We start from the raw sequence: 25,635 nt of genomic DNA on the forward strand, positions 1-25,635 counted from the left end.
ATTCGTCCCGGAATGCAGGACGGAGTGGATGGTTCGCCTGGAAGTGCGAACGTAAAGCGGTAGCACATCCGCACCGTCAGTCAGTGGCGTGGAATTCGCGGTATTCGTCGAGGAAGGCGAGGCGCCTCGTGTCGGTGACGCGGTCGATGTAGAGCTTGCCGTCGAGGTGGTCGATCTCGTGCTGGAAGACGGTGGCGAGGAAGCCCTCGGGTTCCAGGTGGCGGGGTGTTCCATCCGGCTCGCGGTAGTCCACGGCGATGTGGCGGGGGCGCGCGACTTCGCCACGCAGGCCGGGTACGGAGAGGCAACCTTCCCAGTAGCGCTGCGGCGTCGGGTCGAGCACGGTCACGGCCGGGTTGACGAGAACCAGGCGGCCGGTGGGCACGGCATCGGGGTAGCGGCTATTGCCGGGCTCGATCTCGATCACGGCAACGCGTTGAGGCACACCGATCTGGGCGGCGGCCAGGCCGAGCCCTTCGTTGGCGTGCATGGTGTCGACTAGGTCGTCCACCAAGGCGTGCAGGTCGGGCCTGTCAAAATCGGATTCGGGTACCGGGTCGCAGACGCGACGCAGGTCGGGGTGTCCCATGCGCAGGATATGGCGAACGCTCATGGGAAAGATGGTGCCACAAGGGGGAAATAATGGTGGCCGGGGACGGAATCGAACCGCCGACACGGGGATTTTCAATCCCCTGCTCTACCGACTGAGCTACCCGGCCATACTTCGGGGGAATCGTCCTGCGGACGAAGGGCGGTATTAAAGCCGTCCGGCGGCCCCACGTCAAGCGCGCGGGGCCGCCAGATCGATACGAGCCGCGGAAAACTGCGACTCAGGAGGCGTTCGGGTCGACGAAACCTTCCGGCTTTTCCGAACCGTCGCCGAACAGGAACTTCTCCATTTCCTCTTCGAGGAACTTGCGCGCCTTGGGGTCGACCGGGGTCAGGCGGTATTCGTTGATCAGCATGGTCTGGTGGCTCAGCCAGGCCTGCCAGGCCTCCTTGGACACGTTCAGGTAGATCTTCTTGCCCATCTCGCCGGGATAGGGCGGGAAGTCGAGCCCGTCCGCCTCTTTGCCGAGTTTCACGCAGTTAACGGTTCGTGCCATTGCCGGGATCCTTGTCGTCGTGCAGATAACGCTGGATGGGGGCCGGGATGCCGACCGCCCGTGATGTGCCGGGTTTATACCAAATCACCCTGTTGCCTTCCATGATCCCACACGCGCCAGCCGGGAGGTCGAAGGGCCGAATGCGCAGATCCAGGCGGTAGTGGCTGAAGCTGTGCTGGAGCCCGTGATCGGCACCGGACGGGGTGGCACCGGGCCACTGAACGAGCACCCAGTCTTCCAGGGCCTCGGCGGTTTCGGCCTCTGGCAGGCTGTAGAGCCCGCCCCAGATGCCGTCCTGTTCGCGCTGGATCAAGGCGATACCCTCCGGTGCCCGCAGACAGGCGGCCCAGCGCGTGCGTGTGGGCAGATCGCGGCGCGGCCGGGGCGAAGGCAACGTGCCGGTCAGGCCCTGCTGCGCGGCGCCGCAGTCCACGTGCACCGGGCAGGCCTCACAGGCGGGGCGGCTGCGAGAACAGAGCAGGGCGCCCAGGTCCATGATCGCCTGGGTGTAATCCGCGCAGCGTGTGGCAGGGGTACGCGCCTCGGCCTCGGCCCACAGTTCACGCTGGACGGCGGTACTGCCCGGCCAGCCGTGGATCGCCGCGTGACGGGCGAGTACGCGCTTGGCATTGCCATCCAGGATGGCCTCGGGCGCATCGTGCGCCTGGGCGATGATGGCGGCGGCAGTGGAGCGCCCGATGCCCGGCAGTTGTTCCAGGCCCTCGCGATCGGCGGGGAACACGCCCCCGTGGTCCTCGACCACCACCTGCGCGGCCCGATGCAGGTTGCGTGCACGGGCGTAGTAGCCCAGCCCCGACCACTGGTGCAGCACGGCGTCCTGCGGGGCCGCGGCAAGGCTTTGCACGTCGGGGAACTGCTCCATGAAGCGCTGGAAGTAGGGGACGACGGTCTCCACCCGGGTCTGCTGCAGCATGATCTCGGAGACCCACACCCGATAGGGCGTGCGCGGATGCTGCCACGGCAGGTCCTGGCGACCGTGGCGATCGAACCAGGCGAGCAGCCGCTCGGCGAAGGCGTTCATGGGCGAATCGACCATGGCGGCACCCGCACCGGGGGCGGGCGCCGCGGGTGCTCAGCGACTGCGGAAGCGATCCAGAAGCCGGTCGGACTCCTGCTCGATGCGCTCGCGAGCGCGCTCTTCTTCCTCGTCCAGGCGTTCGCGGACACGATCCTCTTCCTCTTGCACGCGTTCGCGGACCTCGTCCTCGTAGCGGTCCCGCAGGGCATCCTCCAGGTCGAGACGGAAGCTCGGGTCGGTGAACGTGCCGCTGATGCGGATCGGCAGCATCACGCCGCGCAGATCGTCGAGTTCCCGGCCGCCCTGGCCCTCCAGCGTACCCACCACGGTGGTATTCACGCGGTAGTCGAGGGTGTCGTCGTTCAGGTCGGCCTGGCCTTCGCCGCTCACCCGCAGCAGGGGCGAGCTGGCCGCCAGGTCCTCGTTGCGCACGATGCCGTCGCGAATGGTGAAGCTGCCGGTCAGTTCGCTGAAATCGGTCTGGTTGGGCTCGTCTTCTTCCAGCTGCTCGCCTCGCAGGCGCGCCTCGGCCCGGCGGATGATCTGGGCCACGTTGATGCCGCGAACCGCGCCATCTTCGAAGCGCATGTTGCCGGAGCCGTTCAGGGCACCCTTCAGCTCGCTCAGGAGCTCGCCCCGGGTGGCGATGTCCAGCTCCAGGTTGCCGGTACCCATCAGGCGCGCATCGTCACCCTGAAAGTCTTCCAGCAGGGCCCCGATATCCAGGGCCTGCAGGTCGGCCGCCAGCTCGTAGCGCGGGGCATCGTGGCGCGCATCCAGGCGCAGGCGGCTGCTCAGCTCGCCGCCGTAGGCCTCGGCATTCAGGGGCTGGATATTCCAGTCACCGGCCTCGGCGCGGATCTGCAGCTCGATGTTGCGCAGGACCATGCCCATCACGTCGAGGCGGCCCAGCGCCGCGCTGCCATCCATATCGACGCTGCGCAGGGCCTCCAGCGGCAACTCGATGGCGATATCCTCGTCGGCTTCGCCATTGCCATTGCCGTTTTCCGTGCGCGCCTCTTCCACTTCCGGCGGCAGGTAGCGGTCGAGATTCAGGCGCTCGCCGGAGACATCGAAGGTGATCAGCGGGCGTTCGCCGCGGCCATCCCAGCCCGCGGAACCGCTCAGCATGGCGTCATCCACGGTGATCAGGAACGGGTCCATGTTCAACGCCTGGAAGCTGCCGTGGGCGGACAGGTCTAGGGCAACCCGGGCCAGGGCATCCGGATCGCTGGTTTTGGGGGCGTCCATTCCCAGGTCCGTCAACACGTCCTTGAGGTTGAAGGTGTTGGTGCGCATCTCGCTACGGATCTGCGGCTGCTCGCCATCCAGCTCGGACAGCTCGGCAAACCCGGTCATGCGCACGCCGGCGACACCCAGCGTCAGACGCTCCAGGCGCAGGGACATCGCGTCGGCCATTTCCAGGGCGACATCGGTTTCCAGGGTCATGCCCACGGCGCGCGGCAAGCCACCACCGTCGAGGCCCAGGGTGGCGTTCAGACGACGCACGGAGTAGCGCTCGTTGAGCAGGTCGACGTTCATCAGCCCGCCGAGGTCGAGCGCGAGCTCCACGGGTTCGGCCAGATCGCCGCCCTCGGCGCGCACGACCGCTTCCAGATCCAGCCGCGTCTCGACGCCCGGGCGGAAGCGCCCAATCTGCAGCTCGAACGGGTCCAGGGTGGCCTGCATGCCGGTCTCGCGATCATCCCAGTGCACCCGGGTATTGGTCAGGGAGATTCCGGCCACGTCGATGCGCTGCAGGGCCAGCCGCGTCTCGGTCGTGGTGCGCTCGTCGTCATCCGCACCCACGGCCTCGTCGCGGGCGGCGCCCGCGTGATCCAGCAGGTCGTCCCAGTTGTTGCGGCCCTGCTCGTCGCGTGCCAGGTTCAGGCGCACACCGTCGGCCTGCACGCGCTGGACCTCCAGCTCGCGGCGCAGCAGCGGCATCACCGCCACCGCGACATCCACCACGTCGACCTCGGCGAACGGCTCGTCGCCAAAGCCCTCGGCATTGCCAAAACGCACCTCTTCCAGACGCAGCCCAAGGCTGGGGAACAGGGTCAGGCCGATCGGCCCGGAGAGGGTCAACTCGCGACCGGTCGCTTCCTGCACCTCCGCTTCGATGCGCTCCTTGTAGTCATTGGCATCGAAGGTGATCAGCAGGTAGGCGGCCACGATGATGGCCAGCAGGATCAGTACGGCGATCAGGCCCAGCAGGCGCTTGATCCATTTCATTCGGAATCTCCTTTCGGTTCGGCCCGCCAGGTGCCACTGCGGCCCCCGCGTTTCTCGAGCAGGCGAACACCATCAATTTGCATGCCGCGGTCCACGGCCTTGCACATGTCGTAGACCGTCAGCAGCGCGGTGGACACGGCGGTCAGCGCCTCCATCTCCACCCCGGTCCGGGCGTGCACCTCGCAGGTGGCCTGCACGCGCACGGCGGTGTCTTCCGTCTCCAGCTCCAGGGCCACCCGGGTCAGTCCGATCGGGTGGCAAAGCGGGATCAGGTCGCCGGTCTTCTTGGCCCCCATGATGCCAGCCACGCGGGCAATACCCAGGACGTCCCCTTTCGCATGGCGGCCTTCGCGGATGCGCTGCAGGGTGTCCGCCTGCATGTGGATCCGGCCCTCGGCGATCGCCACGCGATGGGTGACGGACTTTTCGCCAACATCGACCATGTGCGCATGGCCTTCGGCATCGAAGTGAGTGAATTCGTTCATGCCGGCTATAATGCTTGACTCGCAGTTATCTTTACAGGGGCCGGAATGACCGTAAGCGTTCACTATTTCGCGCGATTGCGCGAGGAACTGGGCCGCCAGGGCGAAGAAGTGGCCCTGCCCGGAGAAGGCCTGACCGTCGGCGAGCTGTGGCGGCACCTGCACCAGGATGCCCCCCCGGAACGCCTGATGGCCGCGGTCAACCAGGAACAGGCGAGCCTGGATACCCCGGTACGCGATGGCGACGAGGTCGCCTACTTCCCGCCGGTGACCGGGGGCTAGGGTGGCGGTCGAGATCTATACCGGCGATTTCGATCCCTGGGAGGTCGTCCGCCAGGCCGAACAGGCCATCCCGGCGAACGCCCGCGGCGCGGCCAGCGTGTTCGTCGGCCGCATGCGCGACTTCAACGAAGACGAGGACGTGACCGGCCTGTTCCTGGAGCACTATCCGGGGATGACCGAGCGCGAGCTGGAGCGCATCGTCGCCGAGGCCGAGGCGCGCTGGCCGCTGCTGGGCTGCCATGTGGCCCACCGCGTCGGCGATGTGCGTCCCGGCGATGCCCTGGTGCTGGTGGCCACCTGGTCCGCCCACCGCATCGCCGCCCGCGACGCCTGCAGTGACATCCTCGAACGCCTGAAGCACGAGGCCCCGTTCTGGAAACGCGAGACCCTGGCCGACGGCACCGACCGCTGGGTGGAGAAAAACACCCCGGGTTTCTGAACGCCACCCGCTGTTCGCCCCCCCCTTGTAGGAGCCTGCTTGCAGGCGAATGCTCCTGCCAAAGTCGGACGCGGGCAGGGGCATTCGCCTGCAAGCAGGCTCCTACGGGACCCACAGCTCAGGACATGGGGCATCCCGGCCGCCCCCACATCGTCATCCCGGAAACCGCACAGCGGTTATCCGGGATCGCCACCGCCGGAGATGAGCCGGGCGTCCGCGGAGGCTCCAGCGCGGGAGATCCCGGCTCTCCGCTTCGCTCCGGCCGGGATGACGGGGTGGGCCGGAGGATAAGGCCGGCTTAACAGTGGACACGGGGGTGCGCCGGGTGACGGAGTTGCGCGCGGCCTTGGGCGCAATGGAACACGGCCGGTCCTCAGCGCAGGGTGAGGAAGAGGGTCTGGTTGCCGCGACGCAGTTGCAGCTCCAGGGTCTGGTGTGCGGCCAGTTGTTGCGGCAGGTCGGACAGGCGCTGGATGCGCTGGCGGTTGATGGCCAGCAACACGTCGCCCGCGCGCAGGCCGGCGCGCGCCCCCGGGGTGCCGGGCTCCACCGCGATCACAGCCACGCGACTACCCCCGTCACGCCCGGTGGCCTCGGACAAGCGAACACCTTCCAGCCGCGGATGCACGGCCGCGCCCTCGATGCGCCGCTCTTCGGGGCGATCCAGGCGGGCCACGATCCGCTGTTCGGCCCCGTCGCGCAGGACATCCAGGCGCACATCGGAACCGGCGCGCAGCAGGCCGAGCCGGTTGCGCAGATCGCCGGCGCTGCGCACCGGCTGGTCGTCCGCCCGCAGCACGATATCTCCGCTCTGGAGGCCGGCACGTTCGGCGGCGGACTCACGCACCACCCGCGTAATCACGGCCCCCTGCGACACGTCCAGACCAAAGGCCTGCGCCAGCGCCGGGGTCAGGTCCTGCATCTCCACTCCCAGCGCGCCGCGCTCCACGCGACCCTCCGCCAGCAAATGGTCGCGAATCTGGCTGGCCATGTTGGCTGGGATCGCGAAGCCGATGCCAATGTTGCCCCCGCCGCGCGCGAGAATGGCGGTATTGATTCCGACCAGCTCGCCACGCAGGTTGACCAGCGCCCCGCCGGAGTTGCCAGGGTTGATGGAGGCATCGGTCTGGATGAAGTCCTCGAAGCCGTCACCACCCAGTCCGCTGCGGCCCAGGGCACTGACGATGCCGCTGGTCACTGTCTGGCCGAGGCCGAAGGGGTTGCCGATGGCGACCACGAAGTCGCCCACGCGCAGGGCGTCGGAGTCCGCCAGCGGGATCGCCTGCAGGTCCTCCGCGTCGATGCGGATCACGGCGACGTCGGTGGCCGGGTCGGTGCCCACCACCTCGGCCTCGTACTGGCGGCCATCGAAGAGCGTGACCAGGATCGCGTCGGCGCGCGCGATCACGTGGCTGTTGGTCAGGATGGTGCCGGCCTCGGCGTCCACGATCACGCCGGAGCCCAGACCCTGGCGTTCCCGTTCACGCGAACGCTCGGGGACATCGAAAAACCGGCGGAAGAAGGGGTCGTCGAACAGCGGGCTGACCGACTCCACGACCCGCGCGCGGGTGGCAATGTTCACCACTCCGGGGATGGTGCGCTCGAGCATCGGCGCCAGGGAGGGCAGGGGCTGACCGTCCACCGCGGCCGGGAGCTGGGCGGCGGCCGGTGCGGCCCCGAGCAGGGCCAGGGCCAGGATCAGAAGGGGAACCAGCCGACGCATGGGCGATCCTCGATCAGGGCGCCAGGTTGGCGCGCGGGGCGAAGGACGACTCCTTGGCCATCTTGCGGTACCAGTCACCGGCCTCGTCCTCCGGCGGGACCTGCACCAGCAGCTTCAGGTAGAGATCACCCGGTGGCTTGCCCGGCAGTCCCTTGCCCTTCAGGCGCATCTGCTTGCCCGACTGGGTACCGGCCGGGACCTTCAGGTTGACCCAGCCATGCGGCGTGGGCACCTCGATCGTCGCGCCCAGCGCGGCCTCCCAAGGGGTGATCGGGATGTCGCGGTAGAGGTTGCGACCGTCCAGCGTGTAGCGATTGTCCGGCTTCACCCGGATCTCCAGCAGCAGGTCGCCGGCGCCACCACTGCCAACGCCCGGGTCGCCCTGGCCGCGCACCCGCAGGCGCGAGCCATCCTTGGCCCCGGCGGGGATGCGCACGCGCTGCACCCGGCCCTCGGCATCCTGAACCGAGACCTCGGTGCCCTTGAGCGCCTGATCCAGGCTGATGTCCACGCGCCCCTCGCGGTCGGCGCCGCGCATGTTGAAGCCGGCCCCACCACGGCGACGCCCCCCACCCATGCCGCCACCGCCGAAGATCGAGTCGAAGAAGTCCGAGAAGCCGCCGGCATCGGCGCCCCCGCGGGCACCGCCGTATTGCGCCCGACCGTCCCAGCCGGGCGGCGGACGAAAGTCCTGCCCCTGGCGCCAGTTAGAGCCCAGCTGGTCATAGGCCTTGCGCTTTTCCGCGTCGCCCAGGGCCTCGTAGGCCTCGTTGACCTCCTTGATGCGGGTCTCGGCGTCCGGGTCCTTGCTGACATCCGGGTGGTACTTGCGCGCCAGCTTGCGATAGGCCTTCTTGATCTCGTCCTGGCTCGCGTCGCGGCTCACACCGAGGATCTTGTAGTAGTCCTTGTATTCCATTGCTTTCCTCGAGCGATTGCGGCTGCGTCCTCGGGTGACACCCGGATCCCGCCTAGGGAAACACTGATCAATGTACACGCTCGCGCTCGAGTCGCTTTTGCGTGCGAACAAGGCGCGGCGACTGCCGTGCAGTCACTCTGCACAAAGGAGCCGCAACGCCGTGCGCGCGCAAAAGCGGCCGAGCCCCTTCGGGGTTGGTACCCCAGGTTCCCCGATCCTGCGTTGCGCCGCTTGCGGGTAGAACCACTACCCGCTGCACGCCGCGCCTTGTCTCGGAAAACCTGGGGTACCAACGCGAGTGTGTACATTGATCAGTGTTTCCCTAGCCCATGATAGCCGGGATGCGGCTGTCACCCCGGGAGACAGGAGCCGCAGAAAAAGATCCGTGCCTCCCAAGGTTCAAAAAAACGGGCGCCACCGCGGGTGGAACCCGGGGCAGCGCCCGTGTCTCGCCCGGTGGGCGAGCATCCCCACCGGGCACGTGAGGCCGGATCAGTTCTCGATCTGGATCCGGCGCGGCTGCACGCGGGCCTGCTTCGGGATGCGCACCTCCAGCACGCCGTTCTCGCTGCGCGCGGAGATGTTTTCGGCATCCGCCGTATCCGGCAGCGAGAAGCGGCGGAAGAACGTGCCACGCACGCGTTCGATGCGCTTGTAGCCATCCTTCTCTTCCTCGCTTTCGTGCTTGCGCTCGCCGCGCAGGGTCAGCACGCCATTCTCCATGTTCAGTTCGATGTCCTTCGGGTCTACCCCGGGGATATCGGCATGCAGCACGTAGGCATCGGTCTCTTCGCGGATATCTACCGCGGGGGCCCAGTCTGAGGTCGCGGAAGAGTCCTCGGCGCCGGGCAGGTCCGGCATGCGCCCAAGTTCGCGCGACAGTTGACCGAGCAGGCTGAACGGTTCGTAGCGGGTCATGGTCATGGCATTCCCTCCTGTGTGGGTGTCATCTGACTCACCCTTACAGTTAGGGGACACTTCCCGCGTTTTCAAGGGCCTGAGAGAGACGGCGCTCACTGTACTGGCCCGCACTCGCGCCGATTGTGCAGGCTGAGGAACGCCTCCCTTACACACGGCGAAACTCCCTCAGCTTGTAGTCATCGTCGGTGATCAGTTCGAACACGCCATGCACGCCGCGCTGATCCAGATGGCTGCGCAGCAGCCGCGCCGGGAATTGCACGCTTTCGCCGCTGTCGGCCTGCGCAAAGACCACTGCGGCGCGGCCAGTGTAGTAGTCCTCCATCTCCTGGCGCGAGATCGCCAGGCGCAGGCGAAACCGGCGCATCGCGCTATTCCAGGTTTTGCACCTGCTCGCGCAGCTGCTCGATCAGGACCTTCATTTCCACTGTGGCACGCGTGATCTCCAGATCGTGCGACTTGGAGGAGATGGTGTTGGCCTCGCGGTTGAACTCCTGCATCAGGAAGTCGAGCCGCCGACCGCTGGGCCCGCCCTGGTCCAGGATCTCGCGCACGGCCGCCACGTGACCGTCGATGCGATCCAGCTCCTCGGCGATATCCATGCGCTGGGCCAGCAACGCGACCTCCTGTTCCAGGCGTTTCGGGTCCAGGTGCAGGTCCAGTTCGCGGATGCGCGCCAGGATGCGTTCGCGCTGCTCGTCGAGCATCGGCTGACGCCGCGAGTGGACCGTCCGGGCATGCTCCGCCAGGGCCTCCAGGCGCGTGCGCATGCCATCGGCCAGGGCCGCCCCCTCCGTCGTACGCATCGCGACCAGGGCCTCCAGCGCGGTGTCGAAGCCGGCCAGTAGCGGCTCCGCCAGGACCTCGCCGGCATCCGAGGCGCCCTGCAGGACGCCGGGCCAGCTCAGCACGTCCAGCGGCGAGACCGGGGCCGGATTGCGCATCCTTCGCTCGATCGCCGCGCAGGCATCGATCAGTGCCTGCGCGCGCTCCTGATCGAAGGCCTCCGGGGCGTTGTCCGCCTGGCCCCGGTCGCGCAGCACCACGTCCACCTTGCCGCGTGCCAAGTGGCCCTTGAGGCGTTTACGCACCTCGGCCTCCAGCGAGCGCAGGTGATCCGGCAGGTGGATCCGCAGCTCCAGGTAGCGGTGATTGACGCTCTTGAGCTCCCAGTCGAACACGCCCCCGTCCAGGGTGATGGCGTGCCGGGAAAATCCGGTCATGCTGGTAATCATTATTCCCCCGTTGCGGTCCCTGCTGCGCAAGGCATGAGTGTAGTGCGTTACCCCACTGGGCGACGCACTACACTCATGGCCCGTATACTGCGCCCCTCTCAAATCTAGCAAGGATCACAGCATGCGACCCAGTGGCCGAGCAGCCGACGCGATGCGCGCCGTGCGTTTTACCCGCCATTTCACCCGTCACGCGGAGGGTTCCGTACTGGTGGAATTCGGGGACACGCGCGTGCTGTGCAACGCCACGGTGGAGTCGCGCGTGCCGCCGTGGTTGAAGAACAAGGGCCGCGGCTGGGTCACCGCCGAATACAGCATGCTGCCGCGCTCCACCCACGAGCGCATGGTGCGCGAGGCCGCCCGGGGCAAGCTGGGCGGTCGCACCATGGAGATCCAGCGCCTGATCGGGCGCTCGCTGCGTGCCGCGGTCGATCTCGAGGCCCTCGGCGAACGCCAGATCATCGTCGACTGCGACGTGATCCAGGCCGATGGCGGCACCCGCACGGCCGCGATTAGCGGGGCCTACGTCGCGCTGCGCGATGCCATCCGCAAGGCACGCGAACAGGGCCTGATCCGCAAGGACCCGCTGCACGGGCACCTGGCAGCGGTCTCCGTGGGCATCTTCAATGGCACGCCGGTGCTGGACCTCGATTACGACGAGGACTCCCAGGCCGAGACCGACCTGAACCTGGTGATGAACGAGGCCGGTGGGGTTATCGAGATCCAGGGCACGGCCGAGGGCCACGCCTTCCGCCGCGACGAGCTGGACCAGATGCTGGATCTGGGCGAGAAGGGCATCCGCGAGATCTGCGACGCCCAGCGCGCCGTTCTGGCCGAAGGCTGATTTAGGCATGACGGGCGAACCGCGGCGCGTGGTGCTGGCCACCGGCAACCCCGGCAAGCTGCGCGAGATCCGCACCCTGCTGGAGCCGCTGGGCCTGGCGGTCGAGCCACAATCGGAGCATGGCGTGCCGGAGGCCGAGGAGACCGGCCTGACGTTCGTGGAGAACGCCATCCTGAAGGCGCGCAACGCCGCCCGGCATACCGGGCTGCCAGCGATCGCCGACGACTCCGGGCTGGAGGTGGAGGCCCTGCGCGGCCAGCCGGGGATCTACTCCTCGCGCTACGCCGGTACGGACGCCGACGATGCCGCCAACAACGCGCGGCTGATGGAGGCGTTGCAAGGCGTGCCACCGGAACAGCGGGGTGCGCGTTTCCGCGCCGTGGTGGTGTACCTGGAACACGCCGAGGACCCGGCCCCGATCATCGCCGAGGGCGTATGGCCCGGACGCATCGCCGAGCAGGCCAGCGGCGCCGAGGGCTTCGGCTACGACCCGTTGTTCCTCGTTCCGGAGGAAGGCTGCACCTCGGCCGAACTGGACCCGGCGACCAAGAACCGCCTGAGCCACCGCGGCCAGGCCCTGCAACAGCTTGTGGCCAGCCTGCGCAACCGTATGGGCAACCCGACGGCCTGACACCCGGTCCTGCCTGGCTCCGGGGCGCATCCAGGGAGATCGCCACGGCGCTGCGCGCCTCGTGATAACGGTGTCTTTGTGCCCGTCGTTGCGAGGCCCCGCAGGGGCCGTGGCAACCTCCCGACGATACCCCGGCGCATATTCGGGCCCGCGTCGGGGTCCGGCCCGGGAGATCGCCGCGCGCCTGGGGCGCTCGCGATGACCGTGATTCCGGTCACCGTCATCGCGAGGCGCGAAGCGCCGTGGCGATCGGCGCGAAAACCCAGGCGTCGGAGGCCGCAATGACGGGACTGGGTGCTTTCGACGCCACCCGGGGGCTCGCCTATGCTCCGCACATGAACTCCGCCCTGATCCATCCGCCGCCACTGGCGCTGTACGTGCACCTGCCCTGGTGCGTGCGCAAGTGTCCGTACTGCGACTTCAACTCCCACGAGCCCCGCGGCGAGGCGCCGTTCGACGACTACGTGGCGGCGCTGCTGCGGGATCTGGAGGGCCAGCTCCCGGATGTATGGGGGCGACGGCTGGAGAGTGTGTTCATCGGTGGCGGGACCCCGAGCCTGTTCCCGCCGGAGGCGCTGGACGCTCTCATGTCCGGTCTGCGTGCCCGGCTGCCGCTGCGCCCGGACTGCGAGGTGACCCTGGAGGCCAACCCTGGCACCGCCGATCGCGCCTACTTTCGCGGCTACCGCGAGGCCGGGGTCAATCGGCTGTCGCTGGGTGTCCAGAGCTTCGACGATGCGATGCTCGCTCGGCTGGGCCGCATCCACGGCGCCACCGAGGCCCGCGACGCGGTGGAGCACGCCCGCGCCGCCGGCTTCGAGGCGATCAATCTGGATCTGATGTTCGGCCTGCCGGGTCAGTCGGTGGCGGCCGGGCTGGCGGACCTGCAAGCGGCCATCGAACAGGACCCGGGGCACATCTCCTGGTATCAGCTGACCCTCGAGCCGAACACCCTGTTCGCGGCGCGCCCACCCGAACTGCCGGAGGACGTCACAATCGAGGAATTGTTCACCCGCGGCCAGTCCCATCTGGCGGCGGCTGGCTATACTCGATACGAGATATCCGCCTATGCACGCGCGGGGCAGGAATGTCGCCACAACCGCAATTACTGGACCTTCGGCGACTATCTCGGCATTGGCGCCGGGGCCCACGGCAAGCTGACGCAGGTGCACGATGGCACGATCCTGCGGCGGGTGAAGCCGCGCCAGCCGGAGGCCTATCTCGCCGGGCCGCAGCAGCACAACGATCAGACCGTGCCGACGGCGGAGCGACCCTTCGAGTTCATGCTGAACGCGCTGCGACTGGTGGAAGGTGTTCCGGCCGCGAGCTTCGAGGCGCATTGCGGCCTGCCGCTGGCGACGCTCGAGCCGGCGCTTTCCGAACTGCGCGCGGACGGGCTGCTGGGGGCGGATACGGAGCGCGTGCAGGCCACGGAACGGGGCCTGGCGTTTCTTAATGACGTGCTGGAGCGTTTTCTTCCGGAAGGGACTCCGCAGGACTCGATCGCCACGCCGATAGCCTGGCCCGCGGGCCGGGAGGAGGGTCGATAATGCGTCCCGTCGAGTTTGTTGATTTCGCCTGCCCCTGGTGCGGCGAGCCCGGCGAGATCACGGTGGACATGGTCAGCAATGACCGCGAATGGGTCGAGGACTGCGCGGTGTGCTGTGCCCCCATCGTGTTCCGCCGCGAGGATGCCGGCGACGAGGAGATTCCGCGCGTCGCTGCCCAGCGGGAGGGCGAGTGAGCGCCGCGCCACCGTATACCCCGATCGACTGCGAGCGCTATTCCGAGCTGGAGCTGGCCATCCTGCGCGGTCAGTCCCTGCGCACGCACTGGCGCCGCGGGGAGATGGACCGCATCGCGATCGTGCGGCCGCTGGACTTGCGCACCCGGCGCAGCGCGGAGTACCTGATCCTGCGTGACGCCGAGGGCCGGCGGCAATGGTGGCGCCTGGACCGGCTGATCAGCTTCGAGCCGGTCCCGGGCTGAACGCCATCCGGGCTGCGACCGGCGAGGTGGCTCGTCTGATCGCCGCACCACATAGGGCACAGCGGACACGGAGAAAGGCGCAGGGGTTGTCGGGGGCGGTAGACACCGCTGGATCATGCACAACGCGGAAGGCGTGGACCCTTTTGGGGTACGCCGTAACCGGGCTTCCGGCAACTTGCCATCCCCTGCGAATCAACAGCCCTGCAATCCCGCTGGACCAGAATGGGCCTTCTCTATGCGCTCCGTGCCCTCTGCGGGCAACCAGGAGGGCTCGGAGCGCCAAGCCGGGAGGGACCGGGGCTGCGTGGGGCGATCGCTTCGCTGGCGCTCGCGCTGACAGGGGGCGGGCTGCGCCCGCCCCCTGTCAGCTGCGCTTCATCTGGTCGAAGAATTCGGAATTGGTCTTGGACGACTGCATGCGGCCGAGCAGGAATTCCATGGCCTCGATGTCGTCCATGCCGTGCAGGAACTTGCGCAGGATCCAGAGCTTTTGCAGCTCCTCGGGTGCGGTCAGCAGCTCCTCGCGGCGGGTGCCGGAACGGTTCACGTTGATCGCAGGATAAATGCGCTTCTCCGCGATGCGGCGCTCCAGCTGGAGCTCCATGTTGCCGGTGCCCTTGAACTCCTCGTAGATCACCTCGTCCATCTTCGACCCGGTCTCGACCAGTGCGGTGGCGATGATGGTCAGGCTGCCGCCCTCTTCCACGTTGCGCGCGGCACCGAAGAAGCGCTTCGGGCGATGCAGGGCGTTGGCATCCACACCACCGGTGAGCACCTTGCCGGAGCTGGGCGAGACGGTGTTGTAGGCGCGCGCCAGGCGGGTGATGGAATCCAGCAGGATCACCACGTCGCGCTTGTGCTCGACCAGGCGCTTGGCCTTCTCGATCACCATCTCGGCGACCTGCACGTGGCGCTGGGCCGGTTCGTCGAAGGTGGAGGAGACGACCTCGCCCTGGACCATGCGGTCCATCTCGGTGACCTCTTCCGGGCGCTCGTCGATCAACAGGACGATCAGATAGCACTCGGGGTAGTTGCCGGCGATGCTCTGGGCAATGTTCTGCAGCATCAGCGTCTTGCCCGCCTTGGGCGGGGAGACGATCAGGCCGCGCTGGCCCTTGCCGAACGGCGAGACGATGTCGATGATCCGCGCGGTGATGTCCTCGGTGGAGCCATTGCCGCGCTCCATGCGCATGCGCTTGTTGGCATGCAGCGGGGTGAGATTCTCGAACAGCACCTTGTGCTTGGCGTTCTCCGGCGGCTCGAAGTTGATCTCCGAGACCTTCAACAACGCGAAGTAGCGCTCGTTGTCCTTGGGCGGGCGGATCTTGCCGGAGATGGTGTCGCCGGTGCGCAGTCCGAAGCGTCGGATCTGGCTGGGCGAGACATAGACGTCGTCCGGCCCGGCCTGATAGGAGCTGTCGGCACTGCGGAGAAAGCCGAAGCCGTCGGAGAGGATCTCGAGGACACCGTCGCCAAAGATGGCTTCGCCGCTCTTCGCGTGAGCCTTGAGCAGGGCGAAGATGATCTCCTGCTTGCGGGCACGGGACATGTTCTCGATGCCTTTTTCTTCGGCAAAGGCCACGAGATCGGCAGCGGACATCCGCTTCAATTCGGTCAGATTCATGCGTGGGATGCTGTGTTCAACGTGGATGATCGGCGACCGGGGGTGGTCACTCGGATTGACTGGAAGGAGGCAGGGAATGGCCTGGCGGCCACTCGAACTGGTTCGATGGTAAGCGAGGCGGCGGCGCGGGGCAACCCCGGTGAAGCCGGGCGCCTGCGAGGCCTGGCGGTTAACCGCCAGGCCCGGGTGTTACAGGTGCTGATCCAGGAACGCAGTCAGCTGCGACTTGGACAGGGCACCGACCTTGGTGGCCTCGACATCGCCGTTCTTGAACAGCATCAGCGTCGGGATCCCGCGGATGCCGTACTTCGGCGGCGTGGACGGGTTCTCGTCGATGTTCAGCTTGGCGACCTTGACCTTGCCGGCGTATTCTTCGGCGATTTCGTCCAGAATGGGGGCGATCATCTTGCAGGGCCCGCACCACTCGGCCCAGTAGTCCACCAGGACCGGCTGATCCGCCTTCAGGACGTCCTCGTCGAAACCGGCGTCCGATGTGTACACAATTTTGTCGCTCACTCCGAGCCCTCATGACTTGGGTTGGGGGAGCAGCCCGCACCGCCGGCTGCACGGCCCTTACTATCGACGATCAACGCCGGACAGTTCAAGTAATACGCAGGAACCGAGGAACCCCATGACCGAAACCGTGCAGGACACACCCCGCTTCGACCAGCTCGATCTGCCCGAACCCGTCCAGGCGGGCATCCGCGCCACCGGTTTCGAAACCTGCACCCCGATCCAGGCACAGACCCTGCCGATCGCGCTGGCCGGCCACGACGTCGCCGGCCAGGCCCAGACCGGGACCGGCAAGACGGCCGCCTTCCTGATCGCGACCTTCAACCGCCTGCTGCGCCAGCAGCCTTCGCCCAACCGGCGGCCCACGGACGTGCGCGCCCTGATCCTGGCCCCGACCCGCGAACTGGCGATCCAGATCCACAAGGATGCCGAATCGCTGGGCGCCGAGACCGGGCTGAAGCTCGCGCTGGCCTACGGCGGCACCGGCTACGACAGCCAGCGCGAACAGCTGGAGGCCGGCGCCGACATCCTGATCGGCACGCCCGGACGCATCATCGACTACTTCAAGCAGAAGGTCTTCGGGCTCAAGCATACGGAGGTGGTGGTGCTGGACGAGGCGGATCGCATGTTCGATCTCGGCTTCATCAAGGATGTGCGCTTTCTGATGCGTGGCTGCGCGCCGGCCAGCGAACGCCTGTCGATGCTGTTCTCCGCCACGCTGTCCTTCCGCGTGATGGAGCTGGCGTACGAGCACATGAACAATCCGGAAAAGGTCCAGGTCGAGGCCGAGACCCTGACTGCCGACCGCGTGCGCCAGGTGATTTACTACCCGGCCAACGACGAAAAGATCCCGCTGCTCCTCGGGCTCGCACGCGACCTCAAGCCGGAGCGCGCCATCGTGTTCGTGAACACCAAGCACGGCGCCGAGAAGGTCTGCGACTGGCTGAACGTGAACGACCAGAAGGCCGCGCTGCTGTCCGGCGACGTGCCGCAGAACAAGCGCTCGCAGCTGCTGGAACACTTCGCCGCTGGAGAATACACCTACCTGGTGGCGACCGACGTGGCCGCCCGCGGGCTGCACATCCCGGCGGTCACGCATGTCTTCAACTTCGATCTGCCGCAGTCCGGCGAGGACTACGTGCACCGTATCGGGCGCACCGCACGTGCGGGCGCCGAAGGTGACGCGATCAGCTTCGGCTGCGAGGACTCGGCCTTCTACCTGCCGGATATCGAGAGCTATCTGGGCGAGCGCATCCCCACCGCGAGCGTGGACCCGGCACGCCTGTTCCAGGATGCGGTCAAGCCGAAGCCACGCCCGCGCAAGCCGCGCGACGATCGCCGCGGTGGGCCACGCTCCGGCGGAGGCGGCCGCCCCGGAGGCAGCCGCCCGCAGCGCAGCGGCAACCGGGGCTGAGCGGACGCGGGAAAACCACAGAAAAAGATGGTGCCGGCGAGAGGAGTCGAACCTCCGACCTATCGATTACGAATCGATTGCTCTACCAACTGAGCTACACCGGCGAAGCGCGACATGATAGCGAGGGCCGGTGCCGACCACAATCCGGCGAGCCCGGACAATCGACCGATCACCAGCTCAGGAGCGGCGGCGGCCCACGCGGAAGACGACGTCCACACCCTCGAGTTCCTTGCCTTCCGGCAGGGCGGGCAGATCGGAGATGTCGATCCGCGCCGGATCCACGTCTTCCAGTTGCCCGGTATCGGTATGGAACAGGTGGTGATGCGGATTCAGGTTGGAGTCGTAGAACAGCTTGGCCGGATCAATCACGACCTCGCGCACCAGCCCCTTCTCGGCGAACAGGTTCAGGGTGTTGTACACCGTGGCCTTGGACACCCGCGAGGCATGCCGCATTAGCTGCCCGAGGATTTGCTCGGCGCTGAGGTGCTGATGGCGGGCGAACATCACGCGGGCAATCTCGACGCGCTGCTCGGTCGGGGAGATCGCGTGCTCGCGCAGCATTTCGCGCGCAGCGTGGACCGAAAGCAGATCCGGGTTGTTGGAGTCGATGTTCATGATTCCGACGATATAACAGGGATCTGGAGCAAGTCCATATCCCGCTTTCCGGGGACCGGTGAGGCCGGGAAGCCTGATAGAATGGAGCGGGTGATGGGAATCGAACCCACATTAAGAGCTTGGGAAGCTCCCGTTCTACCATTGAACTACACCCGCTTGCGCCGCCGATTGTAGGCCTTGTCGGCCTCCGGCTCAACGGTAAACTGAGCAGTCGAAGAACCATGCAGATTCAGCTGAACGGCGAACCCTTTGAACTCCCCGATGATCGCGAGGCCACCCTGGCCGCGCTGATCGAGGCACGCGGCCTTGGCGGCCGCCGTCTGGCGGTGGAGGTGAACGAAGAGCTGGTCCCGCGCAGCGAGCACGCGGCCCATCCCCTGAAACCCGGGGATCGCGTGGAGATCGTGCAGGCAATCGGGGGCGGCTAGATTGCCCAGCCGCCCGGCCTGCGACCACTTTTCAACGAAGGAATGACCATGACCGAATCGGCCGCGTCCGCCGACGACCTGTTCCGCGTAGGCACGCGCGAGTTCACCTCCCGCCTGCTCGTTGGGACCGGCAAGTACCGCGATCTCGACCAGACCCGCGACGCCATCGAGGCGAGCGGCGCGGAGATCGTGACCGTCGCCATCCGCCGCACCAACATCGGCCAGAACCCGGACGAACCCAACCTGCTGGACGTGATCTCGCCGGAGCGCTACACGCTGCTGCCGAATACTGCCGGCTGCTTCAATGCCGAGGATGCGATCCGCACCTGCCGCCTGGCACGCGAGCTGCTCGACGGCCACAACCTGGTGAAGCTGGAGGTCCTGGGCGACGAGAAGACCCTGTACCCGGACGTCTTCGAGACCGTGAAGGCCGCCGAGACGCTGGTGGCCGAAGGCTTCGACGTGATGGTCTACACCACCGACGACCCGCTGCTGGCGAAGCGCCTGGAAGACATCGGCTGCCTGGCGATCATGCCGCTGGCCGCGCCGATCGGCTCGGGCCTGGGGATCCAGAACCGCTACAACATCCGCGAGATCGTGGAGAACGCCTCGGTTCCGGTGCTGGTGGATGCCGGAGTCGGCACCGCCTCGGACGCCGCGATCGCAATGGAGCTGGGCTGCGACGGCGTGCTGATGAACACCGCCATCGCCGCGGCCGACGACCCGGTGCTGATGGCCTCGGCGATGCGCCACGCGATCATCGGCGGGCGCCAGGCCTTTCGCGCCGGGCGCATGGCGCCGCGGCGCTACGCCTCGGCCTCCTCGCCGCAGACCGGCCTGTTCTTCAGCTGAGCATGAGCGACCACGCCAACGCCGAGACGGACGACAAGCCGTTCTACCGCCGTATCCGCAGCTTCGTGCGCCGCGAGGGCCGGCTGACGCCGGGCCAGCAGCGGGCACTGGACGACCTGTTACCGCGCTTTGGCCTGCAGCTACCGGAACCCGCGGCACCGCTGGACCTGACTTCCGTTTTCGGGCGCACGGCACCCGTGACGCTGGAGATCGGCTTCGGGGACGGCGAGAGCCTGGCCGAGCAGGCCGCGAACCAACCGGAACGCGACTTCATCGGGACCGAGGTGCACCGGCCGGGGGTCGGACATCTGCTGCGCGAGGTGGAGCAGCGCGGCCTGACCAATGTGCGCGTCAGCGACGTCGATGCGGTGGAACTGCTGGAGCACTACCTGACGCCCGCCAGCCTGGACTGCGTGCAGGTGTTCTTCCCCGACCCTTGGCACAAGAAGCGCCACCACAAGCGGCGCCTGATCCAGCCGGCCTTCGTGCGCCACCTGGCGACGCGCATCCGGCCGGGCGGGCGGCTGCATCTGGCGACCGACTGGGCCGAATACGCCGAACACATGATGGTGGTGCTGGAGGAATGCCGGCCATGGTTCGTGCCGGATGGCCTGATCCCGGCTCCCGGCCGGCCGCCGGAGCGCCCGGTGACCAAGTTCGAACGGCGCGGGGAGCAACGCGGCCACAAGGTCGCCGATCTGCTCTACCGGCGCACCGACGAACCCGCCTGATGATACCCGGCGCGATGCCGGGTCGGATCAGACGTTCTTGACCACCAGGACCGGGCAGTCAGCCCCGCCAATCACGCGCTCGGACACGCTGCCCATCAGGAGGCGCTTGAGCCCGGTACGCCCGTGGCTGCCGACCACCACCAGATCGCGATGGTCGCGCGCAGCGACCTCCAGCAGGGTGACCTCGGGGCGCCCCTCCTCGAAGGTCGCATCGGCCTCCAGCCCCTTCTCGCGGGCCTCGCCCTGCAGACGCTGGATGGCCTGGACACCCTCCTGACGCCGCTCCTCGTTCTGCCCCGGGACCGCCACCGACACGATCGTGATCGGAAGCTTGCAATAGCCGGCCAGCTCGATTGCGGCGCGCGCGGCCTGGTCCCCAAGGTCGGAGCCGTCGGTCCCCACCAGAAGCCCGCGATGCGGCGCCTGGGCGCCGCGCGGGACGATCATCACGTTGCAGGGTGCGAGCCCCACGACCTTGCGCGTGGCGTCCCCCACCATCAGGCGCGAGAGGTCACCGCGATCGCGCCGGCCGATGACGATCAGCCCGGCCTTGAACTCCTCGGCAATGGCGACGATCTCCTGGTGCCGGTCGACCCCGTGGCGCAGGATCATGGAGGCATCGATGCCCACCTCGCGGGCGCGCTTTTCCAGCGCGTCCAGATCGGTCTGGCCGGCAACGCTCGCCTCGTGGCTGCGCGGCGGAGACAACGCATCGTGCTGGGTATCGGTGCGGATAATCCGTGCGACGATCAGGCGCGCACCACAGCGCTGCGCCAGATCCAGCGCCACATTCTCGGCGGATTCGCTGAATTCGGAGCCATCCGTCGCCAGGACGATGGTCTCGAAACGGCACATCGGGGCATCGGATTCGGACATGCTAGGGTCTCCACCTGGACTTTTTTCCAAGCATAACCGACATGCCGGCAAACGCCAGCACTCGGGGCCGCGCCGACCGAACCGCCAACCCGACGCCGGCGCATTTTTTGCGTCCGTGCCCGCGGGATGAAATAATCCCGCGCTTTCAAGGGAAAGGCGGAACCTGTTTCCTCCGACCCGCCTCGGCGCCTGCGCCCGGCGCGAGTCCCCTTTTTCGGCTTCTGGCCACGCGCCGTCCGGCGCGGGTCCTCAGGACACGACTGGAACATGGAAAACCTTACGCTGACCACCGAGATGATCGTGGTGCTTGCGCTGCTCGCGTTCACGATCTTCCTGTTTGTCTCCGAGATCATCCGGGTCGACCTGGCGGCGATCTCGGTGATGGTCCTGCTCGGCCTGCTGACGCTGGTGCCCGGACTCGGGATGCTGGTCGGCCAGGAAGAGCTGTTCAGCGGCTTCGCCTCCAATGCGGTGATCTCGATCATCGCGGTGATGATTATCGGCGCCGGCCTGGACAAGACCGGCGTGATGCACAAGGTGGCGGCGTTCATCATGCGCGTGGGTGGCACCACCGAAAAAAGCATCATCCCGACCGTCTCCGGAACCGTCGGCGTAATCTCCAGCTTCATGCAGAACATCGGCGCAGCCGCGCTGTTCATGCCGGTGATGAGCCGCATCTCCAATCGCCTGAACATCCCGCTGTCGCGCCTGCTGATGCCGATGGGCTTCGCCGCGATCGTCGGCGGCACCATCACTCTGGTCGGGTCCAGCCCGCTGATCCTGCTGAACGACCTGCTGCCGTCGGACATGGAACCGTTCCAGCTGTTCGACGTGACCCCGATCGGCCTGGCCCTGCTGGCCACCGCCATCGTCTACTTCGTGCTGCTGGGCCGCTTCGTACTGCCGTCGGTCAAGAGCAAGGCCACCCAGCGCGAAAGTGCACAGGACTACTTCCAGCGCGTGTACGGCCTGTCCTACGAGATCCATGAGCTGTTCGTCCCGGAGAACGACCCGATGGTTGGGCGCACGGTGGCCGAGATTGAGCGCGAGACCGGGATCGCGATCGTCGGCACCTACATGCGCGACGAGCTGCGCATGGCACCGTGGACCGGCTACGAGATCCAGGCCAACTCGCACCTGGCCGTGCTGGCCAGCCCGTCACGCATGGAAAAGCTGTGCGAGGGCACGCGCAAGCGTCCCAGCACCCATCTCGACGTGTTCGCCAACGCCCTGGACAGTGGGCGTTCCGGCGTCGCCGAGGTCGCCATCGCGCCGGGCTCGAACCTCGCCGGCAAGACGGTCACCGAACTGGCGATGCGCCAGACCTACGGCCTGTCGGTGATGCGCATCCAGCGCGGCAACGAGACCTACGGCGAGGGGCTACGCGACATCCCCCTGGAACCGGGCGATATCCTGGTGGTGCACTGCACCTGGGAATCGCTGGCCCGGCTGGAGCAGGACCGCGATTTCGTGGTGATCACGTCGGACTATCCGCGCGAGGAACTGGTACCGTCCAAGGTGCCGCATGCTCTGTTCTTCCTGGCGCTGACCGTGGGCCTGATCGTGTTCACCGACCTGATGCTCTCGGTCGCACTGCTGACCGGCGCACTGGGCATGATCCTGACCGGCGTCATCAGCCTCGACAACGCCTATCGCGCCGTCAGCTGGAAGACCGTCTTCCTGCTGGCGTCACTGATCCCGCTAGGCATGGCGGTGGAGAACACCGGAACCGCCGCCTGGATCGCGCAGAACACGCTGGAGATGCTGGGGACCGTACCGCCCTGGGTGCTGCAGGCGACGATCTTCGCCCTGGCCACGTTCTTCACGCTGGTCATGTCCAACGTCGGCGCGACCGTGCTGCTGGTGCCGCTGGCGATCAATTTCGCGATCGCCGCGCAGGCCGCGGGCATGGATGCCGACCCGCGCGTGTTCGCGCTGACCGTGGCGATCGCCACCTCGAATTCCTTCCTGATCCCGACCCACCAGGTGAACGCCCTGATCATGGGCCCCGGCGGCTATCGGGTGAAGGACTTCATGAAGGCGGGCGGCATCATGACCATCCTGTTCGCCGTGGTCGCCATGTTCATGCTCAACCTGATTTTCTAGTCTGTTAAACGCAACCTTTAGCAACCCGTTTGCAAGGAGAAATCCCATGTCCCAGAAGCATCCCGTGATTGCGGTGACCGGTTCCTCGGGTGCCGGCACCTCCACCGTCAAGCGCTCCTTCGAGTCCATCTTCCGTCGCGAGCAGATCAGCCCGGTAGTGATCGAGGGCGACAGCTTCCATCGCTATGACCGCAAGGCAATGAAGGAGGCGATGCAGAAGGCCGCCGCCGACGGCAACGATCACTTCTCGCACTTCGGCCCCGAAGCCAACCTGTTCGATCGCATCGAGGGGCTGTTCAAGACCTACGGCGAGACCGGCCAGGGCGAGAAGCGCTACTACCTGCACTCCGACGAAGAGGCCGCCGAGCACAACGAGCGCCTTGGCACCAACCTTGGACCGGGCGAGTTCACCCCCTGGGAAGAGATCCAGCCGGGCACCGATCTGATGTTCTACGAAGGCCTGCACGGCCTGGTCGTGAATGGCGAAGTGGACGCCGCGCAGCACGTGGACCTGGGTATCGGCGTGGTGCCGATCGTGAACCTCGAGTGGATCCAGAAGATTTTCCGCGACAACGCCGAGCGCGGCTATTCCGCCGAGGCGATCGTCGACACGATCCTGCGCCGCATGCCGGACTACGTGAACTACATCACCCCGCAGTTCGGCTACACCGACATCAACTTCCAGCGCGTGCCGACGGTGGACACCTCCAACCCGTTCATCGCCCGCGCGGTGCCGACCCCGGACGAGTCGATGGTGGTGATCAGCTTCAAGGATCCGGCGAAGCTCGGCATCGACTTCCCGTACCTGCAGAACATGATCCCGGACTCCTTCATGTCCGATCCCAAGACCCTGGTGGTCCCGGGCGGCAAGATGAGCTTCGCGATGGAGGTCATCCTGGCCCCGATCATCCACGAGATGCTGTCGCGTCGCGGCTGATCCGCAAGCCCAAGAGAAGTTCCCAAGCCCCGCTCCGGCGGGGCTTTTTTCGTTCATGGCCGGGCATTCCGCTAGGATTCGGAATTTAACCAACAGGACGGAGTTGGCGTGATCGGACTCTTCGGGCCACGGCCGGCCCAACAGATGGAGCGCTTTCGCAGCCGTTACGACGGACGCTCGCTGATCGTGCACCAGGGTTTCAACGGAGACTGGCTGGAGGAGCTCATCAAGCAGCCGGGCGGCGGGGGCCACTTCCGCATGGACAGCCGACCGCTGCCGCGGCGGCGCCCCACCCCGGTGGAATGGCTGGTGCAGACCTACATCCTGCCGCTGGAGCTCCCTCAGCCACTGTTTCTGGACGTACGCGAGGACGCCATCCTCGTGCGCCACCTGACGCGCGGGCAGCATGCCGTGCACCCCTCCGAGATCGCCTGGTTTCTGGAGGAACTGGACACTCGCCACCACGCCCGCCTGGTCTTCGCCGAAGACGGCGGCCTGCACGTGCACACCGGCCTGCCGGTCGACGACAACGAGGCCCTCAGCATGCTGGAGCATCTCGGTTTATGACCACACCCTTTCGCAGCGCCACCGCCCGCGGCGACGAGCCCGGGGCCCTGGCCACCACCCTGATCGCCGAGCTCGGCGAACAGCCGGTGCGTGGCGATGATCAGGTACGCGTCGGCTTCATCTATCTCTCCGACCCCCTGAGCCGCCACGCCCGCAGCCTACTGAAACACCTGCGCGAAGGCCTCGGGATCGATCACTTCGTCGGCGGCATGGCCATGGCAATCATCGGCCCGCGCGACGAGCTCTACGAGCAGCCCGGTGTGACCCTGATGATCGGCGAGTTCCCGGCATCCAGTGTTCGGGTCATCTACCATCCGGTACGTCGCTTCGAGGATCTGGTACAGGAACTGGACGGCTTCCTCGACCCGCAGACCCCGGGGCGTCTGATCCTGAATGCCGACCCCCAAACGGAGGGCCTGGAAGACATACTGACGGAGATCGGCGAGCAGACCGCCTGGTTCGCCACCGGGGGTGTCAACTCCGGCGAGCCCGGCGTGGTACAGATCGCCGACGGGGTCTCCGCCTCGGGCATCACCGGCCTGGCGCTGCGCGACGATGTCGCCATCGCCGCGCGCCACAGCCAGGGCTGCACACCGCTGCCCGGCCAGCACGAGCTGACCGAGACCTGGCGCAACATCATTGTGCGTCTGGACGGGCAGCAGGCGCTGCCGGCATTCAAGGGCATCATCGGCGATGTCCTGTCGCGCGATCTGGAACGCGCGCTGGGCTACATCCTGGTCGGCTTTCCCATCGCCGGCTCGGATACCGGCGACTATCGCGTGCGCAACATCATCGGGGTGGACCTGGACCAGGAGGTCCTCGCGATCGGCGAGATGCTGGAACCGGGGTCGCAGATCCTGTTCGTGCGCCGCGACGGCCAGGCCGCCCGCGACGACCTGGAACGCATGCTGGAACAGGTGCGCGCCCAGGCACCCAACGGTATTCGCGGGGCGCTCTACGTCTCCTGTGTCGGGCGCGGACGCCACCAGTTCGGGCAGGAAGGCGCGGAGTTGGCTATCGTGCAAAAGGGACTGGGGGACGTACCCCTGGTCGGTTTCTTCGCCAATGGCGAGATCTTCGCCAACCGCCTGTACGGCTACACCGGGGTCCTGACCCTGTTCACCTGAAACGCA

At 67.0% G+C, this 25,635-nt stretch carries 29 protein-coding genes and 3 tRNA genes; 15 read left to right on the plus strand and 17 right to left on the minus strand.

The features are described 5' to 3' along the window. Window positions 1-76 precede the first annotated feature (76 nt). The 6 genes from def to moaC all read right to left on the minus strand — a co-directional run bounded on the left by def (window position 77) and on the right by moaC (window position 4,865). A complete protein-coding gene (def, locus tag F622_RS0112790; protein ID WP_019572098.1) occupies window positions 77-613 on the minus strand; it encodes a peptide deformylase in 537 nt (178 codons plus the stop codon). A 30-nt stretch (window positions 614-643) separates the two neighbouring features. After that, window positions 644-719 (minus strand) — tRNA-Phe (locus F622_RS0112795). Between the two features lie 111 nt (window positions 720-830). Beyond that, window positions 831-1,106, minus strand: a complete 276-nt coding sequence (locus F622_RS0112800) for an oxidative damage protection protein (RefSeq protein ID WP_038032041.1) — start codon at window positions 1,104-1,106, stop codon at window positions 831-833. Next, complete coding sequence (mutY, locus tag F622_RS0112805) at window positions 1,090-2,148, minus strand: A/G-specific adenine glycosylase (protein ID WP_019572099.1); 1,059 nt, start codon at window positions 2,146-2,148, stop codon at window positions 1,090-1,092. The genes F622_RS0112800 and mutY overlap by 17 nt, the downstream gene beginning before the upstream one ends. Window positions 2,149-2,199: 51 nt before the next feature. Continuing rightward, entirely contained in the window at window positions 2,200-4,380 is a 2,181-nt protein-coding gene (locus tag F622_RS0112810; protein WP_019572100.1) for an AsmA family protein, read from the minus strand. Beyond that, complete coding sequence (gene moaC, locus F622_RS0112815) at window positions 4,377-4,865, minus strand: cyclic pyranopterin monophosphate synthase MoaC (protein WP_018938673.1); 489 nt, start codon at window positions 4,863-4,865, stop codon at window positions 4,377-4,379. Before moaC ends, F622_RS0112810 begins: the two co-directional genes overlap by 4 nt. Window positions 4,866-4,910: 45 nt before the next feature. Here moaC and moaD point away from each other — a divergent pair, with 45 nt between their 5' ends. Then, window positions 4,911-5,144 (plus strand): molybdopterin converting factor subunit 1, encoded by a 234-nt coding sequence (gene moaD / locus F622_RS0112820; RefSeq protein ID WP_018939202.1) that lies wholly within the window; start codon window positions 4,911-4,913, stop codon window positions 5,142-5,144. 1 nt (window position 5,145) lies between these two features. Continuing rightward, window positions 5,146-5,583, plus strand: a complete 438-nt coding sequence (locus F622_RS0112825; RefSeq protein ID WP_018649571.1) for a molybdenum cofactor biosynthesis protein MoaE — start codon at window positions 5,146-5,148, stop codon at window positions 5,581-5,583. A 373-nt stretch (window positions 5,584-5,956) separates the two neighbouring features. On the opposite strand, the gene F622_RS0112830 is transcribed toward F622_RS0112825, so the two are convergent. From F622_RS0112830 to F622_RS0112850, 5 genes are all read right to left on the minus strand, one after another. After that, a complete protein-coding gene (locus F622_RS0112830) occupies window positions 5,957-7,306 on the minus strand; it encodes a Do family serine endopeptidase (RefSeq protein ID WP_019572101.1) in 1,350 nt (449 codons plus the stop codon). Between the two features lie 13 nt (window positions 7,307-7,319). Continuing rightward, window positions 7,320-8,225, minus strand: coding sequence for a DnaJ C-terminal domain-containing protein (locus F622_RS0112835; protein ID WP_019572102.1), 906 nt, complete (start codon window positions 8,223-8,225; stop codon window positions 7,320-7,322). Between the two features lie 492 nt (window positions 8,226-8,717). Then, window positions 8,718-9,149: an Hsp20/alpha crystallin family protein gene (locus F622_RS0112840; protein ID WP_019572103.1), complete on the minus strand. Its 432-nt coding sequence runs from the start codon at window positions 9,147-9,149 to the stop codon at window positions 8,718-8,720. 142 nt (window positions 9,150-9,291) lie between these two features. Further along, window positions 9,292-9,510, minus strand: coding sequence for a DUF2835 family protein (locus tag F622_RS0112845; protein WP_018144873.1), 219 nt, complete (start codon window positions 9,508-9,510; stop codon window positions 9,292-9,294). A 4-nt stretch (window positions 9,511-9,514) separates the two neighbouring features. Then, window positions 9,515-10,378: a YicC/YloC family endoribonuclease gene (locus tag F622_RS0112850; protein WP_019572104.1), complete on the minus strand. Its 864-nt coding sequence runs from the start codon at window positions 10,376-10,378 to the stop codon at window positions 9,515-9,517. Between the two features lie 121 nt (window positions 10,379-10,499). Between F622_RS0112850 and rph the strand changes: the two genes are divergently transcribed. The 5 genes from rph to F622_RS0112875 all read left to right on the plus strand — a co-directional run bounded on the left by rph (window position 10,500) and on the right by F622_RS0112875 (window position 13,839). Further along, window positions 10,500-11,219 (plus strand): ribonuclease PH, encoded by a 720-nt coding sequence (gene rph / locus F622_RS0112855; RefSeq protein ID WP_019568919.1) that lies wholly within the window; start codon window positions 10,500-10,502, stop codon window positions 11,217-11,219. Between the two features lie 7 nt (window positions 11,220-11,226). Continuing rightward, complete coding sequence (gene rdgB, locus F622_RS0112860; RefSeq protein ID WP_019572105.1) at window positions 11,227-11,850, plus strand: RdgB/HAM1 family non-canonical purine NTP pyrophosphatase; 624 nt, start codon at window positions 11,227-11,229, stop codon at window positions 11,848-11,850. A gap of 281 nt (window positions 11,851-12,131) precedes the next feature. Then, complete coding sequence (gene hemW / locus F622_RS0112865; RefSeq protein WP_019572106.1) at window positions 12,132-13,400, plus strand: radical SAM family heme chaperone HemW; 1,269 nt, start codon at window positions 12,132-12,134, stop codon at window positions 13,398-13,400. Next, window positions 13,400-13,594: a CPXCG motif-containing cysteine-rich protein gene (locus tag F622_RS0112870; RefSeq protein WP_018649577.1), complete on the plus strand. Its 195-nt coding sequence runs from the start codon at window positions 13,400-13,402 to the stop codon at window positions 13,592-13,594. The genes hemW and F622_RS0112870 overlap by 1 nt, the downstream gene beginning before the upstream one ends. Then, window positions 13,591-13,839, plus strand: a complete 249-nt coding sequence (locus F622_RS0112875; RefSeq protein ID WP_018168682.1) for a transcriptional antiterminator, Rof — start codon at window positions 13,591-13,593, stop codon at window positions 13,837-13,839. The genes F622_RS0112870 and F622_RS0112875 overlap by 4 nt, the downstream gene beginning before the upstream one ends. A 364-nt stretch (window positions 13,840-14,203) precedes the next feature. Here F622_RS0112875 and rho read toward each other — a convergent pair whose 3' ends face one another. Next, window positions 14,204-15,463, minus strand: coding sequence for a transcription termination factor Rho (gene rho / locus F622_RS0112880; RefSeq protein WP_018649579.1), 1,260 nt, complete (start codon window positions 15,461-15,463; stop codon window positions 14,204-14,206). 189 nt (window positions 15,464-15,652) lie between these two features. Continuing rightward, window positions 15,653-15,979, minus strand: a complete 327-nt coding sequence (gene trxA / locus F622_RS0112885) for a thioredoxin TrxA (RefSeq protein WP_012983830.1) — start codon at window positions 15,977-15,979, stop codon at window positions 15,653-15,655. 115 nt (window positions 15,980-16,094) lie between these two features. Between trxA and F622_RS0112890 the strand changes: the two genes are divergently transcribed. Continuing rightward, entirely contained in the window at window positions 16,095-17,390 is a 1,296-nt protein-coding gene (locus F622_RS0112890; protein WP_019563036.1) for a DEAD/DEAH box helicase, read from the plus strand. A 28-nt stretch (window positions 17,391-17,418) separates the two neighbouring features. On the opposite strand, the gene F622_RS0112895 is transcribed toward F622_RS0112890, so the two are convergent. From F622_RS0112895 to F622_RS0112905, 3 genes are all read right to left on the minus strand, one after another. Beyond that, window positions 17,419-17,494: transfer RNA gene (locus tag F622_RS0112895), tRNA-Thr, on the minus strand. A gap of 73 nt (window positions 17,495-17,567) precedes the next feature. After that, complete coding sequence (locus F622_RS0112900) at window positions 17,568-18,005, minus strand: Fur family transcriptional regulator (RefSeq protein WP_018144889.1); 438 nt, start codon at window positions 18,003-18,005, stop codon at window positions 17,568-17,570. Between the two features lie 82 nt (window positions 18,006-18,087). After that, window positions 18,088-18,161 (minus strand) — tRNA-Gly (locus F622_RS0112905). A 65-nt stretch (window positions 18,162-18,226) separates the two neighbouring features. Between F622_RS0112905 and thiS the strand changes: the two genes are divergently transcribed. The 3 genes from thiS to trmB are packed head-to-tail and all read left to right on the plus strand — an operon-like array spanning window position 18,227 to window position 20,016. After that, window positions 18,227-18,433, plus strand: a complete 207-nt coding sequence (gene thiS / locus F622_RS0112910; RefSeq protein ID WP_018175889.1) for a sulfur carrier protein ThiS — start codon at window positions 18,227-18,229, stop codon at window positions 18,431-18,433. 48 nt (window positions 18,434-18,481) lie between these two features. Beyond that, window positions 18,482-19,285, plus strand: a complete 804-nt coding sequence (locus tag F622_RS0112915) for a thiazole synthase (RefSeq protein ID WP_018168745.1) — start codon at window positions 18,482-18,484, stop codon at window positions 19,283-19,285. 2 nt (window positions 19,286-19,287) lie between these two features. After that, window positions 19,288-20,016 carry a tRNA (guanosine(46)-N7)-methyltransferase TrmB gene (trmB, locus tag F622_RS0112920; protein WP_019572107.1) on the plus strand — a complete coding sequence of 243 codons (729 nt, stop codon included), beginning with the start codon at window positions 19,288-19,290 and terminating at the stop codon, window positions 20,014-20,016. 27 nt (window positions 20,017-20,043) lie between these two features. On the opposite strand, the gene F622_RS0112925 is transcribed toward trmB, so the two are convergent. Further along, on the minus strand, window positions 20,044-20,892 hold the full coding sequence (locus F622_RS0112925) for a universal stress protein (RefSeq protein WP_018938663.1): 849 nt from the start codon (window positions 20,890-20,892) through the stop codon (window positions 20,044-20,046). A 267-nt stretch (window positions 20,893-21,159) separates the two neighbouring features. Here F622_RS0112925 and F622_RS0112930 point away from each other — a divergent pair, with 267 nt between their 5' ends. The 4 genes from F622_RS0112930 (at window position 21,160) to F622_RS0112945 (ending at window position 25,629) form a co-directional block, all read left to right on the plus strand. After that, a complete protein-coding gene (locus tag F622_RS0112930) occupies window positions 21,160-22,998 on the plus strand; it encodes an SLC13 family permease (protein WP_018144894.1) in 1,839 nt (612 codons plus the stop codon). 46 nt (window positions 22,999-23,044) lie between these two features. Further along, window positions 23,045-23,935: a phosphoribulokinase gene (locus F622_RS0112935; RefSeq protein WP_018144895.1), complete on the plus strand. Its 891-nt coding sequence runs from the start codon at window positions 23,045-23,047 to the stop codon at window positions 23,933-23,935. Window positions 23,936-24,043: 108 nt separating this feature from the next. Further along, window positions 24,044-24,502, plus strand: a complete 459-nt coding sequence (locus F622_RS0112940; protein ID WP_018144896.1) for a hypothetical protein — start codon at window positions 24,044-24,046, stop codon at window positions 24,500-24,502. Beyond that, window positions 24,499-25,629, plus strand: a complete 1,131-nt coding sequence (locus tag F622_RS0112945) for an FIST C-terminal domain-containing protein (protein WP_018175894.1) — start codon at window positions 24,499-24,501, stop codon at window positions 25,627-25,629. Before F622_RS0112940 ends, F622_RS0112945 begins: the two co-directional genes overlap by 4 nt. Window positions 25,630-25,635 lie beyond the last annotated feature (6 nt).

Source organism: Thioalkalivibrio sp. ALMg3, from assembly GCF_000381225.1.
In the GTDB taxonomy this organism is placed as follows: Bacteria; Pseudomonadota; Gammaproteobacteria; order Ectothiorhodospirales; family Ectothiorhodospiraceae; genus Thioalkalivibrio; species Thioalkalivibrio versutus.

Bases quoted from the DNA above. Each gene is read 5' to 3' on its own strand.
- def (WP_019572098.1), bottom strand. From the start codon at position 613: ATGAGCGTTCGCCATATCCTGCGCATGGGACACCCCGACCTGCGTCGC.
- F622_RS0112800 (WP_038032041.1), bottom strand. From the start codon at position 1,106: ATGGCACGAACCGTTAACTGCGTGAAACTCGGCAAAGAGGCGGACGGG.
- mutY (WP_019572099.1), bottom strand. From the start codon at position 2,148: ATGAACGCCTTCGCCGAGCGGCTGCTCGCCTGGTTCGATCGCCACGGT.
- F622_RS0112810 (WP_019572100.1), bottom strand. From the start codon at position 4,380: ATGAAATGGATCAAGCGCCTGCTGGGCCTGATCGCCGTACTGATCCTG.
- moaC (WP_018938673.1), bottom strand. From the start codon at position 4,865: ATGAACGAATTCACTCACTTCGATGCCGAAGGCCATGCGCACATGGTC.
- moaD (WP_018939202.1), top strand. From the start codon at position 4,911: ATGACCGTAAGCGTTCACTATTTCGCGCGATTGCGCGAGGAACTGGGC.
- F622_RS0112830 (WP_019572101.1), bottom strand. From the start codon at position 7,306: ATGCGTCGGCTGGTTCCCCTTCTGATCCTGGCCCTGGCCCTGCTCGGG.
- F622_RS0112835 (WP_019572102.1), bottom strand. From the start codon at position 8,225: ATGGAATACAAGGACTACTACAAGATCCTCGGTGTGAGCCGCGACGCG.
- F622_RS0112840 (WP_019572103.1), bottom strand. From the start codon at position 9,149: ATGACCATGACCCGCTACGAACCGTTCAGCCTGCTCGGTCAACTGTCG.
- F622_RS0112845 (WP_018144873.1), bottom strand. From the start codon at position 9,510: ATGCGCCGGTTTCGCCTGCGCCTGGCGATCTCGCGCCAGGAGATGGAG.
- F622_RS0112850 (WP_019572104.1), bottom strand. From the start codon at position 10,378: ATGATTACCAGCATGACCGGATTTTCCCGGCACGCCATCACCCTGGAC.
- rph (WP_019568919.1), top strand. From the start codon at position 10,500: ATGCGACCCAGTGGCCGAGCAGCCGACGCGATGCGCGCCGTGCGTTTT.
- rdgB (WP_019572105.1), top strand. From the start codon at position 11,227: ATGACGGGCGAACCGCGGCGCGTGGTGCTGGCCACCGGCAACCCCGGC.
- hemW (WP_019572106.1), top strand. From the start codon at position 12,132: ATGACGGGACTGGGTGCTTTCGACGCCACCCGGGGGCTCGCCTATGCT.
- F622_RS0112870 (WP_018649577.1), top strand. From the start codon at position 13,400: ATGCGTCCCGTCGAGTTTGTTGATTTCGCCTGCCCCTGGTGCGGCGAG.
- rho (WP_018649579.1), bottom strand. From the start codon at position 15,463: ATGAATCTGACCGAATTGAAGCGGATGTCCGCTGCCGATCTCGTGGCC.
- F622_RS0112890 (WP_019563036.1), top strand. From the start codon at position 16,095: ATGACCGAAACCGTGCAGGACACACCCCGCTTCGACCAGCTCGATCTG.
- F622_RS0112900 (WP_018144889.1), bottom strand. From the start codon at position 18,005: ATGAACATCGACTCCAACAACCCGGATCTGCTTTCGGTCCACGCTGCG.
- thiS (WP_018175889.1), top strand. From the start codon at position 18,227: ATGCAGATTCAGCTGAACGGCGAACCCTTTGAACTCCCCGATGATCGC.
- F622_RS0112915 (WP_018168745.1), top strand. From the start codon at position 18,482: ATGACCGAATCGGCCGCGTCCGCCGACGACCTGTTCCGCGTAGGCACG.
- trmB (WP_019572107.1), top strand. From the start codon at position 19,288: ATGAGCGACCACGCCAACGCCGAGACGGACGACAAGCCGTTCTACCGC.
- F622_RS0112925 (WP_018938663.1), bottom strand. From the start codon at position 20,892: ATGTCCGAATCCGATGCCCCGATGTGCCGTTTCGAGACCATCGTCCTG.
- F622_RS0112930 (WP_018144894.1), top strand. From the start codon at position 21,160: ATGGAAAACCTTACGCTGACCACCGAGATGATCGTGGTGCTTGCGCTG.
- F622_RS0112935 (WP_018144895.1), top strand. From the start codon at position 23,045: ATGTCCCAGAAGCATCCCGTGATTGCGGTGACCGGTTCCTCGGGTGCC.
- F622_RS0112945 (WP_018175894.1), top strand. From the start codon at position 24,499: ATGACCACACCCTTTCGCAGCGCCACCGCCCGCGGCGACGAGCCCGGG.